This is a genomic window from Pseudoalteromonas sp. S8-8 (assembly GCF_000497875.1).
Lineage (GTDB): Bacteria > Pseudomonadota > Gammaproteobacteria > Enterobacterales > Alteromonadaceae > Pseudoalteromonas > Pseudoalteromonas arctica.
In genome coordinates, this window is sequence record NZ_AUTR01000032.1 from 1 (window position 1) to 14,994 (window position 14,994).

The window sequence follows — 14,994 nt, forward strand, 5'->3', positions numbered from 1 at the left end:
GATTTGTAACCTATTGGGCTCGGTAACGGCTCCTGCGTTACTCTAATGGCTAACATTTTTGTAAGAATAAGTAAAAATAGAGTAACAAAGAGTCAATAACCGCACTGTATAGGCGATGTTTTGATTAAAAAAACACATAGAGCTTCAAATTCAACCTCTAAGATCAACAGCCCCTAGTCTATTTTATTTAGTAATTCATAACCTGCAAGTACATCACTCAACTCTTCGTCAATGGTACTTTGACGCAGAGTATTAAACTCACTCGAAAGCTTATCAAGTAGCTCTTCAATATTTTTTTCAGCGCGTTGCATTGCGCCAAGACGGCTGCTATTTTCGCTGACCAACGACTCGGCACATGCACGATAAAGAGAAATAAAAATATACTCGCGGATCAATGCCCTTATTGTTGTAGAGTGCTTACAGAGTACTTCTGGCAAAGCTTTAGTTGGCCATAAAATATTTTTTAAATTATCTCGCCATTGCTCGTCAAGTGGGAGTAATCGCTGAGACACACATTCATAAAGCGCGCCTTGTTTAGGTTGATTATAAAACACCAATACACGGCAACCAGGATTAAGAACTAAGCTTGATTCACTGTCTATTTGAATTTGCCTAACTAAGGTATCTATATCGTGAACACTCACTGGCACTGTGTATACTTTTACTAAATTAAAGCCGGCATCGGTAAGTCGAGATGCAGCACGTGCGCCTACTACCCAAATTAGAGGTGGCTGGGTCTCGTTACTTAGCGCTTTAATTGTAAAGTCGGTAATACTTTCATTAAATTGCCCTACCAACCCTTGATCTGAGCCGAATATGATCACACCCGCTCTGCTTTCATTTAAATTTTTGGGTTGTGGTGAAAATTGAAATGACATGTCATCATGCAAACTAGCACTTAATCCTAACTCAACTGCCCGGTAGTAATCTGTCAATGAGCTAATCGATTTTTCATATTGCCCAATACTCGAGGCAGCAAGTGCCTTCATCGTTTTTACAACGCCTTGTAAATCACTTGCACTGGCTATTTTATGGCGTAAATTAGCGGCACTATTGCTCATGTTGTTATTGCCTTGTTTTCAGACTCAAAATCAACAAGTGCGCGCTTAGCCAACTCAACAATTGTTTGTCGATCGTCATCACTTAAGCTTTTAGCGGTATCAAATCTATCACACAAAGTATCGTCTAACTGCGCAACTGCTTTTTTAAGAATATTTTTTGCGTCGTTTATTTTTAGCAGTTCAATCGAATCTAAAAAGCCATTACTGAGTGCGAGTAATAGCATAATTTGCTCAGGCACTGGCATAGGTGATGATTCAGATTGATGTAAGCTCGCTCGAATACGCCGTCCATGTTCAATTATACGCTGTGTATCATCATCAAGTCGGGCACCAAAACGAGCAAAGGTTTCTAGCTCTTCAAATTGAGCATATGCAAGCTTTAAATCGCCAGCAACTGCACGAAACGCAGCACGCTGTGCTTTACCGCCCACACGAGAAACCGACTTACCAACGTCAACGGCTGGTAATACACCTAGAGCAAATAACGAGGGTGATAAATAAATTTGTCCGTCGGTAATCGAAATTAAATTAGTTGGAATATAGGCTGAAATATTTTGAGCTTCGGTCTCTATAATGGGGAGTGCGGTCAAGGAACCACCGCCACGTTCTTTATTTAAATGGGTCGCACGCTCTAGTAATCGTGAATGAATATAAAAAATATCCCCTGGAAATGCTTCTCGTCCGGGCGGTCGTCGTAACAACAAAGACAACTCGCGGTAAGCTCTTGCGTGCTTAGTTAAATCGTCATATACAATAAGTACATCACGTCCTTGCTCCATAAAATATTCTGCAATACTGGTTGCAGCGTAAGGCGCTATATACTGTAAGCCCGGTGGCTCATTACCCTCTGTTGCAACAACAACCGTATAAGCCATTGCATTTTGCGCGCGTAATATTGCTATTGATTTAGCGACCGTTGATGCCCGCTGACCAATAGCGCAATAAATACAAATTACATTTTGTTCTCGCTGATTTAAAATCGTGTCTATGGCTATAGCTGTTTTACCTGTTTGCCTGTCACCTAAAATAAGCTCTCGTTGTCCTCGCCCTATTGGAATCATCGCATCGATTACAATAAGTCCGGTTTGCAAAGGCGTAGTAACAGGAGAGCGGTCCATAATTGGTGCAGCTGGACGCTCTATAGGTAAACGCTGCTCGGTTTGTATAACGCTTCCACCGTCTAGTGCCTCGCCAAGTGGGTTTATCACTCGCCCTAATAGCGCATTGCCAACCGCTACATCCATTACACGACCACTGCGGCGCACTTCATCCCCAGCTTGTAAGTGGGCGTATTCACCTAAAAGCACAACACCGACTTCTTTTTCATCAATATTAAACGCAATTCCAAGCACATTACCGGGAAATATAATTAGTTCCTCAAAGCCAACGCCAGGTAATCCCGACACCTTCGCAATACCCGTTGATACACTGGTAATAATACCAACTTCATGTAAGTTCAATTGTGAGTTAACTATTTTTAGCCCTTGCTGAATGTGCTTAAACACATCACCAAACGCGTTTGTTAAACTGTGTATTTTTGTGTTTTTATTTTGAGTGTTTTCGCTAAGGTTACTCATCACTTATCAACAGGTTGAGAAGTTGTAGGCTGAGCTGTTTTTTGTTTTAGTAGCATATCAACTTCCTGCTCGATTGATTGTAAGTAATCGTCAATACTCCACACCAGCTTTTGTCCATTAACACATAACTCAATCCCGCTGATAAGGCTCTCATCGGTGGTGAATTTAATGGTAATATCTTTTGAAAACACAGTATTAATAGCATTCTTAAGTGCTAAATGCTGAGATTCAGTTAGCTCAAACGCACTTTGAATTAAGGCAGGTACAAATTCACTATTTGTACTTAGCGCCTGCGCTAAAGTGGTTTTTTTGTCATCATCAAGCTTATATAAGCGCGCTGTAAACACCTCACATATTTGTTGTTCTAAAGTTGTTGATGCCAGTTCAGTTAAGGTTTTGCGACTAATAGCAAATACCTCTTGCTTAACTTTTCGACTTAAAGACTCCTTTAAATTATCAGTCTCTTTTACTATATTTTGTTGATATTTAGTGCCCCAGCTTTGGACTCTTTTTTGCGCCTCTAACATAAGTGTTTGCTCTGCTTGCTTAGCACTCACGCTTACTTGTTGCATCTTTTGTGTACGTTGTTGTTCAAACTCTTCATTTTTCAGAAAAAACTTTTCACGCTCCGCCAGTGCTTCATTTTGGTTTGTTTCAGCATCGTCTAACTCAGCGGCTATACGCTCTTCTCGCTTATCAATAGCGTGCAAAATTGGTTTATATAAATAGCGTTTTAGTAACCACACCAAAATTAAAAAATTAACCACTTGGGCTGCAACTGTAAACCAATCAATTAGCATGGTTTAACTTCCTGCAGCTTGTGCGATAGCGTAGTTCCAAAACGGATTGGCAAAAATAAGAATCATCGACACGACAAAACAGTATATTGCGGTCGATTCAATCATCGCAAGCCCTACAAAGAGCGTGCGCGTAATAGTTGCTGATGCATCAGGTTGCTGTGCTAATGCACTCAATGCCGTTGCTACTGCTTTACCTTCGCCAAGCGATGGACCTAAACAACCAAAACTAATTGTAATTCCTGAAATAACGATTGATGCCATTGCTATCATTGTCATGCTATCCATGTTCTCTCCAAGTATGATGTGTAGAAATACGTGATTAATTAACTCGTTGTTTGGCTGGTTTTACTGAGCGCGTAGCCGCAGCAATATAAACGGCGGCTAAAATAGTAAAAATATAAGCCTGTACTAAGCCTGTAAGCAAACCCAGTGCCGTCATTACGATTGGGAATATAAAGGGTGTAATAGTTAACAAAATGCCAATGATCATTGCCCCGCTCATCATGTTGCCAAATAACCGCACAGCCAGAGCAAGTGTCCGTGATAATTCGCTAATAATATTAAATGGCAACATAATAAAAGTAGGAGCCATATAAGATTTTAAGTAATTGCCAAGCCCTTGTTCACTGATACCAAATAAAGGCACTGCAATAAATACAGTGAGCGCCAGTGCTGCTGTAGTCGATAACGACGCCGTGGGTGGCTCATAACCCGGAGCAATGGTGAACATGCTCGCGGTTACTAAAAATAAAAACAGTGTGCCTAAAAAACCAAGGTATTTTTTAGCGTCATTCAAGCCTACGTCTTCAATTTGTTGTGTGATCCCCGTTACTATAATTTCTAAAAAATTTTGCCAACGAGAACGCTTTAACGTGGTTGAAAGCTTACGGGTTATCAATATCGAACTAATCACCAAAACCAACATTAAAACCCAAGTGAAAACGATGGTTGCATTGAGTTTTAAAAAACCATTTTGCCAATAAATAACCGTATCAGGACTCAGGTGCATGATGTGTCACCTTTGCTAAATGAGAGGTTGATGCAGTACGGGTAACATAAGTGGTAATAAAACGGGCTATCAAAAAGCTAAATAAACACAGTGGTAATTGCAACCAAGATTTTGATAATAAGTCACTCGTCATCACACTATAAAAGCCACTTAAAGTAATTCCCATGCGTATAAATAAACTCAGCACAACCCATAGGGCTGGGTGAGTCGATACCATACTTTTTTGCACCGTCCACCACAGGCCACCAAAAAATAAGGCACCAAGCATTAGACCTACACTAACAATAATTAATACGCCAACTAGCTCATGCATCTACGTCATCCTTTTGCTCTTGATGTATCGCGCTGTCTTCTTTGCTCATCCAGTGCCACGCGTTAAAGCACCCAAGCGCCAAACCCGCCACCAATAAAGCCAATGTCCATGACCGCTCAGTGGCATAATGCGAGTCGATATACACACCTAAACTTGCACCAAGTATGGTAGGCACTGCAACCGACCAACCAATAAGGCCCATCGTTCCTAAACCAAACCATATTTTTTGATGAGAGTTAAGCCTTGCTTTTAGCTTACGCTGGGCTTTTATTTCTACTTGTTCTGCAAGTGTTGATGAACTGCTTTGTGAGTCTTTTGAACCTAGGTCGTCTTTTTTATTTGTCATAAATAAATAGCTTTTAGTGGTTAAAGTCGAAAACGATTTAAAAAGCTACTTTCTAATTTAGCCATCACTGTTCTTACTTGTTGTGCTTGTTCATTGAGTGCCAAAAACTCTTTATCTACAGCGCTGCGAAGTGTCGCCAGATCAGTACCTAATATGGCACTTCGCACCGATACCAGCACAGTGTTTCCTGTTTTAATTAATACGCCCTCATCTACGGCTACAAATATCTCACCGTCTTTTTCGCAATTAAATGTCAAAATACCTGGGGTTAGTGGCGCAACACAGTCAAGGCGATTGGGTAAAAATCCGTACGATCCTTCGCTTGTTTCGGCAACAACATGAGTCACATCATGCCTGTCGAAAAATATCTCATATGGCAGCAATAATTTAAGGTGTATCTGAGTTTGCGTCACCGCTTGTATCCTCATTATTATTTACTGTGGATTTTATTTTGACCTCACTTATGGCACCTATCATATAAAGTGCACTCTCTGGCACGTTTTTAAATTCATCATTTAAAATGCGTTCACACCCATCTAGCGCATCATCAAGGCTAACAAGTTTGCCTTTATAACTAGTAAATTGCTCTGTTGTAAAAAATGGCTGAGTAAGAAAACGCTCTAAACGCCTTGCGCGTCCAACAATGTTGCGGTCCTCAACTGATAACTGTTCAAGCCCTAACATAGCAATAATATCTTTGAGTTCATTGTATTGCGCTAAGGTGCTACGTACCTTTTGTGCAAGTAAGTAGTGGCGCTCTCCCACAACCCCGGGGCTCGCCATTTTTGAATTAGATTGCAGGGGATCTATAGCCGGAAATAATCCTTCGCTAGCGCGTTTGCGAGAGAGCACAATAGAAGCCGACAAGTGCGAAAATGTATGAACTGCGGCCGGATCGGTAAAATCATCGGCAGGTACATACACCGCTTGAATAGAAGTAATAGCACCATTTTGTGTATTGGCAATTCGCTCTTCTAAGCCGGCAAGCTCTGTGCCCATAGTAGGCTGATAACCAAGCCTTGAAGGCATTTGCCCCATTAAGCCCGATACCTCAGAGCCTGCCTGAATAAAACGAAATATATTGTCGATTAGCAACAGCACATCTCGCTGCTCATCATCACGAAAATACTCAGCCATAGTTAAAGCTGCATGCCCCACCCTAAAACGACTCCCTGGTGGCTCGTTCATTTGCCCAAAAATCATCGCCATGTTTGGCAAAACGCCCGCGTCTTTCATTTCGCGATAAAGCTCTTCGCCTTCACGGCAACGCTCACCTATGCCACAAAATAGGCTAACACCTTTGTGCTTGCCCACCATATTGTGAATCATTTCAGTCAATAACACTGTTTTGCCAACACCTGCACCGCCAAACAATCCCGCTTTGCCACCGCGTTCTAACGGCACCAGCAGATCAATTACTTTTATACCGGTTTCAAAAATCTCTGATTGAGTTGACCGTTCGGTTAATGGCACTGGCTTATTATGTACAGAGCGCCACTGAACATCTTTAAGCTCACCACCGCCATCAAGCGTGTTACCAAACACATCAAACATTCTAGATAAGGTTCCTTTACCAACAGGGGTAAGTAACGGTCCGCCACTGTCAACAACTTCCATGCCACGCGCAAGTCCTTGTGTAGGCGTGAGCGCAATTGCTCTTACATGATGCTCATTGCGCTGCTCTAGCACTTCAAAAATACACTGTTTATTTGCGCCAGCACTAAGCATTGAATTAATCGCAGGTAGCTTCTTGTCAAAACGCACGTCAATTACGCTGCCGCGTATAGCGGTAATTGTACCGAGATTTTCAAATTTACTAATCGTGGATTGAGCTACAAAATTCATTGATGCGCCTGCCACTGCCAATTACGAATTTCAGGGAGATCTTGCCCATGCTTATTAATATATTTTTTATGCTCAACAAGCTTTTCTTCAAGCTGTTTTTTTAGTGCGTCTCTTTTTGTACCCAAGTTTGGCAGGCGTTCCAGTGTGTCTAACACTAAATGAAAACGATCAATCTCGTTTAATACCGTCATATCAAAAGCAGTTGTAATAGTGCCTTCTTCTTTATACCCGCGAACATGAATATTATGATGATTATTACGCTTGTACGTAAGCCTATGAATAAGCGTTGGGTAGCCATGAAATGCAAAAATAACCGGCTTATTAATAGTAAACAGAGTGTCAAAATCCTCTGCGATTAACCCGTGAGGATGTTCGGTATTAGGCTGTAAACGCATCAAATCAACCACGTTAACAACCCGGATTCTAAGATTACTAAAATGCTCGCGTAAAATCATAACGGCTGCCATCGTTTCCAATGTAGGCACATCACCACAACAAGCCATCACCACATCAGGTTTTGCATCTACGCTATTACCCGCCCATTGCCAAATGCCAATCCCTGCCTCGCAATGTTTAACAGCTGCCACCATATCTAACCATTGCGGCGCAGGATGCTTGCCTGCAATAACGACATTAACGTAATGACGACTTCGCAAACAATGATCCATTACCGACAGCAAGCAGTTAGCATCAGGCGGTAAATAAACGCGCACAATTTCAGCTTTTTTATTAATAACATGATCGATAAAACCCGGATCTTGATGGGTAAAACCGTTGTGATCTTGTCGCCATACATGCGATGCCAGTAAATAATTAAGTGAAGCGATTTTTTTACGCCATGGTAAACCTGCCGCCACTTTTAACCATTTAGCATGTTGATTAAACATCGAGTCAATAATATGAATAAACGCTTCATAACTATTAAACAAACCATGGCGGCCGGTTAATAAATATCCTTCAAGCCAACCTTCGCATTGATGTTCACTCAGCATTTCCATTACTCTGCCACTAGGCGAAAGCTGCTCATCGTTGCTATGGGTTGCTGCATTCCACTGTCTATCGGTTACCTCTAGCAGTGCACCTAAACCATTGGATACTGTTTCGTCGGGTCCAAATACTCTAAAATTACGTTGCTCGTCATTAAGCTCAACTATATCTCTCAAAAATGGACCTAAAACTCTGGTATCACCAATTCCGCGTATACCGGGAGAGATTACTTCGCATGCATAATCGCGAAAATCAGGCATATGCAAATCTTCTAGCAGCAACCCACCATTCGCATGAGGATTTGCCCCCATACGGCGATTCCCCGTTGGGGCCAATTCAGCAAGCTCTGGTAATAAACGCCCTTGTGAATCGAAAAGTGTTTCTGGATGATAGCTACGCAGCCAGCTTTCTAATAATTGCAAATGATCTGGATGAGCTGATGGGCTAGAAATAGGAACCTGATGCGCACGCGATGTTCCCTCTATCTGAAAACCATCTACGAGCTTTGGACCCGTCCACCCTTTAGGTGAAATGAGGATAATCATTGGCCAACGTGGACGAGTTGGATCGTTATTATCGAGAGCATCTTTTTTTATTTTTTTTATTTGATGTATTGCGACATCAAGTGCTTTAGCCATAGCCTGATGCATTAGCTCAGGCTCATGTCCTTCAACAAAAATAGGGCTCCAGCCATAACCAAACATTAATTGCTCTAATTCTTCATGGGTAATACGCGCTAAAACGGTAGGATTCGCAATTTTATACCCATTCAAATGCAATATAGGGAGAACAGCACCGTCACTGATAGGATTAAGAAACTTATTAGAATGCCATGCAGTTGCAATAGGCCCTGTTTCTGCCTCACCATCACCCACCACACAAGCAACTATTAAGTCTGGATTATCAAATACAGCTCCAAACGAATGACTCAAAGAATAGCCCAGCTCGCCACCTTCATGAATCGAGCCCGGACACTCGGGCGACACATGACTAGGAATGCCACCGGGAAACGAAAACTGCAAAAACAGTTTTTGCATACCTGCTTTATCTTGGCTTATATCAGGGTAAATTTCACTGTAGGTCCCCTCAAGATAAGTATTAGCAACCATAGCTTGCCCGCCATGCCCTGGGCCAGATACATAAATCATATTTAGATCGTGTATTTTAATAACGCGATTTAAATGCGCATAAATAAAATTTTGCCCGGGTGTTGTTCCCCAGTGCCCAAGCAACATATTTTTAATATCACTTAGTATCAGTGGGCGCTCTAAAAGTGGGTTATCGCATAAATAAATTTGACCTACCGACAGGTAATTCGTGGCACGCCAATATGCGTCAATTAACTCTAATTCTTTTGATGTTAATGAAGGAAGAATCATATGCAGGGTTTCCATCTTGTCGCATCCAAAAATGCTTAAGCCATGCTCTATATAAGAGCATGGCGAGGATTAGCCAGCGCACTAACTACGCAGTGGTAGTTATGTCCTGTTTTTTTTGCTCGAATTCTTTTTTGTCAATATCGCCGCTGGCGTATCTTTCATTAAGAATATCAATTGCTGTTTTATTAGACTCTAACCCATAGCGTCTATGGGTTCGGTAGCTATAACCCCAATGGCTTAAACTCGATATGAGCAATAACCACATACCAAACCATAAAAACCAACCCCAACCTGAGTACCACTCACTCCAAAATTCATGACCCATTTTAATCTCCACTTAAAATATGGAGCGCAAAACACTTACACTCCAATTAATACAATGAGTGTAAGTGAGTCATATTATTGGTTCTGTTCGCTAGCGTACGCATTTATTATTGTTAATCATAAGTAGTTGTTTTATTGAGCATTTACTTGCTGTTTCTATTAAATTTTGTTTCTATTAAAGTTAATTTCTATTAAGCCAACCTTTACGCCAAAAAATAAATATCATTGCTGCCGTTATCAAAATAAAAACACACCACAAAACGGGATATGCCCAAGTCCAGTTTAGCTCTGGCATGTATTTAAAGTTCATTCCATAAATTCCAGCTATAAATGTTAACGGTATAAAAACAGAAGATATAATAGTAAGCACTTTCATAATTTCATTCATACGGTTTGAAATAGCTGACATGTATAGCTCACTTAAACCGCTTACCATTTCACGGTATGATTCAATAATTTCAACAATTTGAATATTATGCTCATACACATCTCTAAGGTAAGGGCGCGTAGAGTCATCTATTCTGCCTCCTTCCTCGCGATACAAATGGTCGATAACCTCTCGCATAGGCCAAACAATTCTTCTTAATAATGCCAATTCTCGTTTAATACTATGGATATGATGCAGTACGTGGGGAGTTGGATTTTCAAGTGTTGTTACTTCAAGTTCCTCAAGGATATCGCCATATTGTTCAAGTACCGGAAAACATTTATCAACCAGTTCATCAAGTAATGCATAAAGTAAATAACCAGTACCATTTTTGCGAATACGACGATTTTCTGTATGCAAACGACCGCGAACGGATTGCCACACGTCTCCTGGTTTTTCTTGAAAACTCAGTAAAACATTGTCATATAAAAGTAAGCTAACTTGCTCAATATCAAGGATTGTATTATTGAGCTCATGCGTCTCTAGCTTCAACATGCTTAATACAACAAATAAATGATCGTCAAAAAATTCGATACGAGGTCGCTGAGGTACATGTAAAATATCTTCTGCGGTGAGCGTATGAAATGCGAAATGATGTTGAAGTAAACCAACAATATAAGCGTCTGTATTACTCACGTGGATCCACCTCACTGTTGCCCACTCGGGTTGAGGAGTTTTTAAAAACTCATCAATATCACTAACCTCTTTGGCTTCTATACGGCTAGCTGAATAATCTATATAACGTATAACAGCATTGTTTGATCTTGTTGGCGCTAAAACACCAGCAACGTATTCAACTTTGGGTGACGGCCCAGAAATAGTGTTATATTTATGTTTTCTCGACTTGCGCACGTTATATAGCCCCAATGCTGGAGCACCCAACTTTCTCTTTTTATTATGTATTAACATTATATGCTCGATTACTTTATTTAAAGTTAGCTGAATAAAGTGAGTATTCTCAACACTTACAGCGCGAATAAAAGTCAGTCACAAAGCCACGCTACTCAAAAATAAGCATAGAGTCCGTGCGCTAACACTCAAATATAATGCCAGTTTTAAAAATACACTTCGCACGTTCTAATTATTCTTGTTATAGCGCTACCTAAAAATCAATGAAAAATAACATTGCTTGTTCGTCAGCGCACAGACCTTTGTTTTTCAAAAGCCGAAACTGGAAATATTAATCTACTTATCGTTTGTACTTTACAGCTTATAAAGCATGGTTTTTTATAGATAAGCATTAGGGTCTGTTGACCTTTTAAGATAGAAATTTGTTCTATCTAGAGGCTATTTAATCGCGGCGCAAGGTTTGCAACCTAGCGGGCTCGGTAAAAACCGAGCAAAGCTTCCGCATCCAGCTCACGCTCTAGGATTAACCCAAAGGGCTGCGCATGTTTAACCTCAAAAGATAAACGTGCCCTAAATAAGAAGAAAGTACTTGATAAGCAAAAGCGCGTTAAAAACTGCAAAAATAATGCATTACAAATGCAAATAACCCACTAAAAAGGATCGTTATTATGTTACGTAGTATGAAAGACTTAGAAGGTTGTGCAATCGCTGCTAGTGACGGTATTGTAGGCAAAGAAAAAGATTTTTTGTTTGATGACCTAGCATGGGTGATACGTTATTTTGTTGTAGAAACAGGCACGTGGCTATCGAGTCGCAAAGTTTTAATTTCCCCTATTGCGGTGCAAAACCCAAATTGGGATGAAAAGATTTTCCCTGTTTTAATCAGTAAAGACCAAGTTAAAAATAGTCCTGGTATTGATACTAATAAACCCGTTTCACGACAACATGAAATGGATTACCTAAACTACTATGGATACCCGTACTACTGGATCGGTACTAATTTTTGGGGAAGCGGGATATATCCCTACTCCTTATATCCTGGCAATGACATTTTTGAACATAGTGTCGAAGGTGCCCGCAGCGCAAATCTAATTCATAAAAGTATAAAAAGTCAGCATGATCAAAAAGGGGATCCTAATCTTCGTAGTTGCAAAGCTATTATTGGCTATAACATACACGCTAAAGACGGAGACATTGGCCATGTATCAGGATTTTTAGTTGAAGAAAATACATGGGCGGTTCGTTACCTAATTGTTGAGACGAGCAATTGGTGGGGAGGACATCAAGCACTTATCCCGTCAGCATGGATTTACGAAGTGCAATGGCTCGACAACTCAATTTCAACTGATTTAGTTCGTAAAGCGATAAAAGATGCGCCGGTATATGAGCCAAATAAAGAGATAACTCAGGACTTTGAAGCAGCTGTTTTTCATCACTATGAACTTGCTGCATACTGGGAAAAAATTGCTAAAACAGTAAATAAACAAAGTTAAAACAGGCACAAATTCCAAAACAAGCGTGTCTTAATCTGCCTTTTATAACACTCTTACCAAGCAAATATTCAAGGACGATATTTGCTTTTATACTTAAAAACGTTTCCTCCAAATGTTACTTGTAAAACTCAGGTAAAATTCAAATAAAATAAGAGCAATACACATCAATACACATCAATACACATCAATATAAAACAATTTTTTATTTGAATTTAAATTGTATTCAATTAAATCCACTTTATAAGAAAAACCGTAGTTGAGTAAATCACTTATACTATCAATACTCGTATCTGCCTTTCGATAGGTAAGTAGCTGCTTAATATCGTGGGCATAATGTCCTTGACGTGGAAATATAGTTGTTAAATCATTTTTCCACTGCGCTTTCATAGCAGCTAAAATACGTAACTTATCATCTACCATTACATAATGTTTAGCGGGGTACTGCTCTTTTATTGCTGCAAGCATTTGCTCTTTGTGAACATATATCAACACCCTTCCCTCCACTGCATCCCATAAACCGGAGCGTAAAATTTTAAGTGGTTGTAATACAATATCGCCATCAGACAAAATAACGGTGGGGCCAAATTGTTGTAAATGTTCAATCACAGCAAGTGCGTTAGGGTAAAGCCTTTCTTTATATGGATAATTAATTAAAAAAGAAGAAATCAGATGCAGTCTCGGATCATCAGAATGTTCCATTCGATAACACTGTAGTGCGCCCAAATAGTCGGCATAACCGAGTTCTTTACGAAGTTTTTCAAAAATAGACCAGTAATGGTCACTATTTTCACAACCAAATTCACCTTCTAAAAAATCTTTCAAATGGCTTAAAATAGTATCGCTATCGAGCAATGTATTATCAACATCTAGTAAAAATACGATATCGGGAACTGTTTGCACGCGCTGTCCTTAAAATAATTTAAGTACTTTATATTTTATTATATGAGTTTATTAATATTGACTCTGTACGGTATCGCGCCAAACAATGATTATTAAAGCTCATATATTCAACGCTCGTTACCTTCTCAAAATTACTATAAATACAGATAATGGGTGATTTATGTTCGCTGTGGCACAGACTCAAAATTGCAAAGCCATTAGGATAAAGCGGTCATACAAATTGTAGAATAGTCTTTTAAGCTATACGTAGTACTGCTTTTATACCAATTTGCTTAATTAAGTGAGCTATTTTGAGGTAAGAAAACCGTGTCGATAACAAGGCAAAAATTTCGTTATTTAGTTGTTCTTTATCAGAAATTTTTAACACAGTTAGCGTCAGGTTTATGCCCTCAAATTGATCAAGTATTATTGCACATTGGTATTACTATGATAAATCGAGCTTACATTCCACTTAAGATTGAGAATAATGTAACTACACTCAATGTTTTAATTTGGTATTAAGTTTTTTATTTTATCGAGTAATATTTTAGGAATAATCACATGAGTAATAACATCTCAAGTAATTCAGTATCAAAAACTAAACCTAATTTGAATAAAGAAGGTCTCAGCCGACATGACATGATTGAAGCTAAAGCTTACTCATTAGCGAGTGATCGTGACTTTACCGGTGACAATCACTTAAATGATTGGCTTGAAGCTGAAAAGGAAGTAGACGGACAACTACCAAAGTAGGTTAAATGTAAAAAGCCCACTAACAGCAGAACATACACAAATTTTAAAGCCCAGGCTCAATGAGCAACTTGCTGGGCTGTTTTGAAGCTATTACCGGATTTCATTTTTATGTAAATAAACTTATTAGATACCAAAATATATTAACTGATAATGGATAGTTTTCTAACGTTAGGTTTTTTTTCCATATAAGACTCCAACCTGTCTGTTTCTCTTTTTACAACCTCATAGCACTCGCAAGACTGAGACTCTAATTGAGGTCGGTCTATCACACTAATATGACCACGTTTATAAGTGATAATACCCAGCTTTTGTAGTTTACCAGCGGCCTCAGTTACTCCCTCACGTCTTACGCCTAACATATTTGCTATTAGCTCTTGAGTCATTATTAAATTGTTACTCGGTAAACGGTCAATCGATAGTAAAAGCCAGCGGCTTAGTTGTTGCACTATACTATGATGTCGATTACAAACTGCGGTTTGCGCTGTTTGGGTAATCAATGATTGCGTGTAACGTAACATGAGCATACGCATATCAGGCTCGCTATTAAATTGCCTGCGTAACTCACAAGCGGGTAAGCGATAAGCGGTACCAGCACTTTGCACAATAGCTCGGTTGGGGGTGCTTTCTCCCCCCATAAATACAGCTATACCTACAACCCCTTCATTACCGATAACTGATATTTCAGCAGATGAGCCATCAATCATCACATACAATAATGAAACAATACTATCTATTGGAAAATAAACGTAATCGAGCTTTTCACTTGTTTCATAAATAACTTCTCCAAGGGATAAATTGACTCGCTTTAAAAGCGGAAACATGCGGTGTTGTGCGTCAGTAGATAAAGCATTAAGCAGTTTGTTCTTCAATTGACCCATCTAATGTGAATTTCCTTTTTATATGCCCAACTTATAACTAATAAAACCTAAAAGTAATGGCTTTGAAAGTATGT

The 14,994-nt window shown here is 39.6% G+C and carries 16 protein-coding genes; 2 read left to right on the top strand and 14 right to left on the bottom strand.

Translation table 11 applies throughout. The features are described 5' to 3' along the window. Positions 1–173 precede the first annotated feature (173 nt). The 12 genes from L659_RS0109235 to corA form a co-directional block, all read right to left on the bottom strand. Positions 174–1,061 carry a F0F1 ATP synthase subunit gamma gene (locus tag L659_RS0109235; RefSeq protein ID WP_024590336.1) on the bottom strand — a complete coding sequence of 296 codons (888 nt, stop codon included), beginning with the start codon at positions 1,059–1,061 and terminating at the stop codon, positions 174–176. Further along, positions 1,058–2,638 (bottom strand): alternate F1F0 ATPase, F1 subunit alpha, encoded by a 1,581-nt coding sequence (locus L659_RS0109240; RefSeq protein ID WP_024590337.1) that lies wholly within the window; start codon positions 2,636–2,638, stop codon positions 1,058–1,060. The genes L659_RS0109235 and L659_RS0109240 overlap by 4 nt, the downstream gene beginning before the upstream one ends. Beyond that, positions 2,638–3,438: a F0F1 ATP synthase subunit delta gene (locus L659_RS0109245; protein ID WP_024590338.1), complete on the bottom strand. Its 801-nt coding sequence runs from the start codon at positions 3,436–3,438 to the stop codon at positions 2,638–2,640. Before L659_RS0109245 ends, L659_RS0109240 begins: the two co-directional genes overlap by 1 nt. A gap of 3 nt (positions 3,439–3,441) precedes the next feature. Then, positions 3,442–3,723 (bottom strand): F0F1 ATP synthase subunit C, encoded by a 282-nt coding sequence (locus L659_RS0109250; protein ID WP_010552606.1) that lies wholly within the window; start codon positions 3,721–3,723, stop codon positions 3,442–3,444. A gap of 34 nt (positions 3,724–3,757) precedes the next feature. Then, a complete protein-coding gene (locus L659_RS0109255; protein WP_024590339.1) occupies positions 3,758–4,447 on the bottom strand; it encodes a F0F1 ATP synthase subunit A in 690 nt (229 codons plus the stop codon). Continuing rightward, complete coding sequence (locus tag L659_RS0109260) at positions 4,431–4,760, bottom strand: ATP synthase subunit I (RefSeq protein WP_024590340.1); 330 nt, start codon at positions 4,758–4,760, stop codon at positions 4,431–4,433. The genes L659_RS0109255 and L659_RS0109260 overlap by 17 nt, the downstream gene beginning before the upstream one ends. Next, positions 4,753–5,106 (bottom strand): AtpZ/AtpI family protein, encoded by a 354-nt coding sequence (locus L659_RS0109265; RefSeq protein ID WP_024590341.1) that lies wholly within the window; start codon positions 5,104–5,106, stop codon positions 4,753–4,755. The genes L659_RS0109260 and L659_RS0109265 overlap by 8 nt, the downstream gene beginning before the upstream one ends. 20 nt (positions 5,107–5,126) lie before the next feature. Next, on the bottom strand, positions 5,127–5,519 hold the full coding sequence (locus L659_RS0109270) for a F0F1 ATP synthase subunit epsilon (RefSeq protein WP_024590342.1): 393 nt from the start codon (positions 5,517–5,519) through the stop codon (positions 5,127–5,129). Further along, positions 5,494–6,951, bottom strand: a complete 1,458-nt coding sequence (gene atpD, locus L659_RS0109275; protein WP_024590343.1) for a F0F1 ATP synthase subunit beta — start codon at positions 6,949–6,951, stop codon at positions 5,494–5,496. The genes L659_RS0109270 and atpD overlap by 26 nt, the downstream gene beginning before the upstream one ends. Further along, a complete protein-coding gene (locus L659_RS0109280; RefSeq protein WP_029769864.1) occupies positions 6,948–9,332 on the bottom strand; it encodes a phosphoketolase family protein in 2,385 nt (794 codons plus the stop codon). The genes atpD and L659_RS0109280 overlap by 4 nt, the downstream gene beginning before the upstream one ends. Before the next feature lie 70 nt (positions 9,333–9,402). Then, on the bottom strand, positions 9,403–9,642 hold the full coding sequence (locus L659_RS0109285) for an SHOCT domain-containing protein (RefSeq protein WP_008168384.1): 240 nt from the start codon (positions 9,640–9,642) through the stop codon (positions 9,403–9,405). 180 nt (positions 9,643–9,822) lie between these two features. Beyond that, positions 9,823–10,920 (bottom strand): magnesium/cobalt transporter CorA, encoded by a 1,098-nt coding sequence (corA, locus tag L659_RS0109290; protein ID WP_231388440.1) that lies wholly within the window; start codon positions 10,918–10,920, stop codon positions 9,823–9,825. 665 nt (positions 10,921–11,585) lie between these two features. Here corA and L659_RS0109295 point away from each other — a divergent pair. Next, on the top strand, positions 11,586–12,410 hold the full coding sequence (locus L659_RS0109295) for a PRC-barrel domain-containing protein (RefSeq protein ID WP_024590346.1): 825 nt from the start codon (positions 11,586–11,588) through the stop codon (positions 12,408–12,410). A gap of 174 nt (positions 12,411–12,584) precedes the next feature. Here the strand turns inward: L659_RS0109295 and L659_RS0109300 are convergent, their stop codons facing one another. Further along, positions 12,585–13,310, bottom strand: coding sequence for an HAD family hydrolase (locus tag L659_RS0109300; protein ID WP_024590347.1), 726 nt, complete (start codon positions 13,308–13,310; stop codon positions 12,585–12,587). A gap of 540 nt (positions 13,311–13,850) precedes the next feature. Here L659_RS0109300 and L659_RS0109310 point away from each other — a divergent pair. After that, positions 13,851–14,042 carry a DUF2934 domain-containing protein gene (locus L659_RS0109310; RefSeq protein ID WP_024590348.1) on the top strand — a complete coding sequence of 64 codons (192 nt, stop codon included), beginning with the start codon at positions 13,851–13,853 and terminating at the stop codon, positions 14,040–14,042. Positions 14,043–14,182: 140 nt separating this feature from the next. On the opposite strand, the gene L659_RS0109315 is transcribed toward L659_RS0109310, so the two are convergent. After that, complete coding sequence (locus tag L659_RS0109315) at positions 14,183–14,920, bottom strand: Crp/Fnr family transcriptional regulator (RefSeq protein WP_024590349.1); 738 nt, start codon at positions 14,918–14,920, stop codon at positions 14,183–14,185. Positions 14,921–14,994: the final 74 nt, after the last annotated feature.

Excerpts from the sequence above, each read along its gene's own strand:
- atpD (WP_024590343.1), bottom strand. The coding sequence starts at position 6,951 with ATGAATTTTGTAGCTCAATCCACGATTAGTAAATTTGAAAATCTCGGT.
- L659_RS0109255 (WP_024590339.1), bottom strand. The coding sequence starts at position 4,447 with ATGCACCTGAGTCCTGATACGGTTATTTATTGGCAAAATGGTTTTTTA.
- L659_RS0109310 (WP_024590348.1), top strand. The coding sequence starts at position 13,851 with ATGAGTAATAACATCTCAAGTAATTCAGTATCAAAAACTAAACCTAAT.
- L659_RS0109240 (WP_024590337.1), bottom strand. The coding sequence starts at position 2,638 with ATGAGTAACCTTAGCGAAAACACTCAAAATAAAAACACAAAAATACAC.
- L659_RS0109265 (WP_024590341.1), bottom strand. The coding sequence starts at position 5,106 with ATGACAAATAAAAAAGACGACCTAGGTTCAAAAGACTCACAAAGCAGT.
- L659_RS0109280 (WP_029769864.1), bottom strand. The coding sequence starts at position 9,332 with ATGGAAACCCTGCATATGATTCTTCCTTCATTAACATCAAAAGAATTA.
- L659_RS0109250 (WP_010552606.1), bottom strand. The coding sequence starts at position 3,723 with ATGGATAGCATGACAATGATAGCAATGGCATCAATCGTTATTTCAGGA.
- L659_RS0109260 (WP_024590340.1), bottom strand. The coding sequence starts at position 4,760 with ATGCATGAGCTAGTTGGCGTATTAATTATTGTTAGTGTAGGTCTAATG.
- L659_RS0109285 (WP_008168384.1), bottom strand. The coding sequence starts at position 9,642 with ATGGGTCATGAATTTTGGAGTGAGTGGTACTCAGGTTGGGGTTGGTTT.
- L659_RS0109315 (WP_024590349.1), bottom strand. The coding sequence starts at position 14,920 with ATGGGTCAATTGAAGAACAAACTGCTTAATGCTTTATCTACTGACGCA.
- L659_RS0109295 (WP_024590346.1), top strand. The coding sequence starts at position 11,586 with ATGTTACGTAGTATGAAAGACTTAGAAGGTTGTGCAATCGCTGCTAGT.
- L659_RS0109235 (WP_024590336.1), bottom strand. The coding sequence starts at position 1,061 with ATGAGCAATAGTGCCGCTAATTTACGCCATAAAATAGCCAGTGCAAGT.
- L659_RS0109245 (WP_024590338.1), bottom strand. The coding sequence starts at position 3,438 with ATGCTAATTGATTGGTTTACAGTTGCAGCCCAAGTGGTTAATTTTTTA.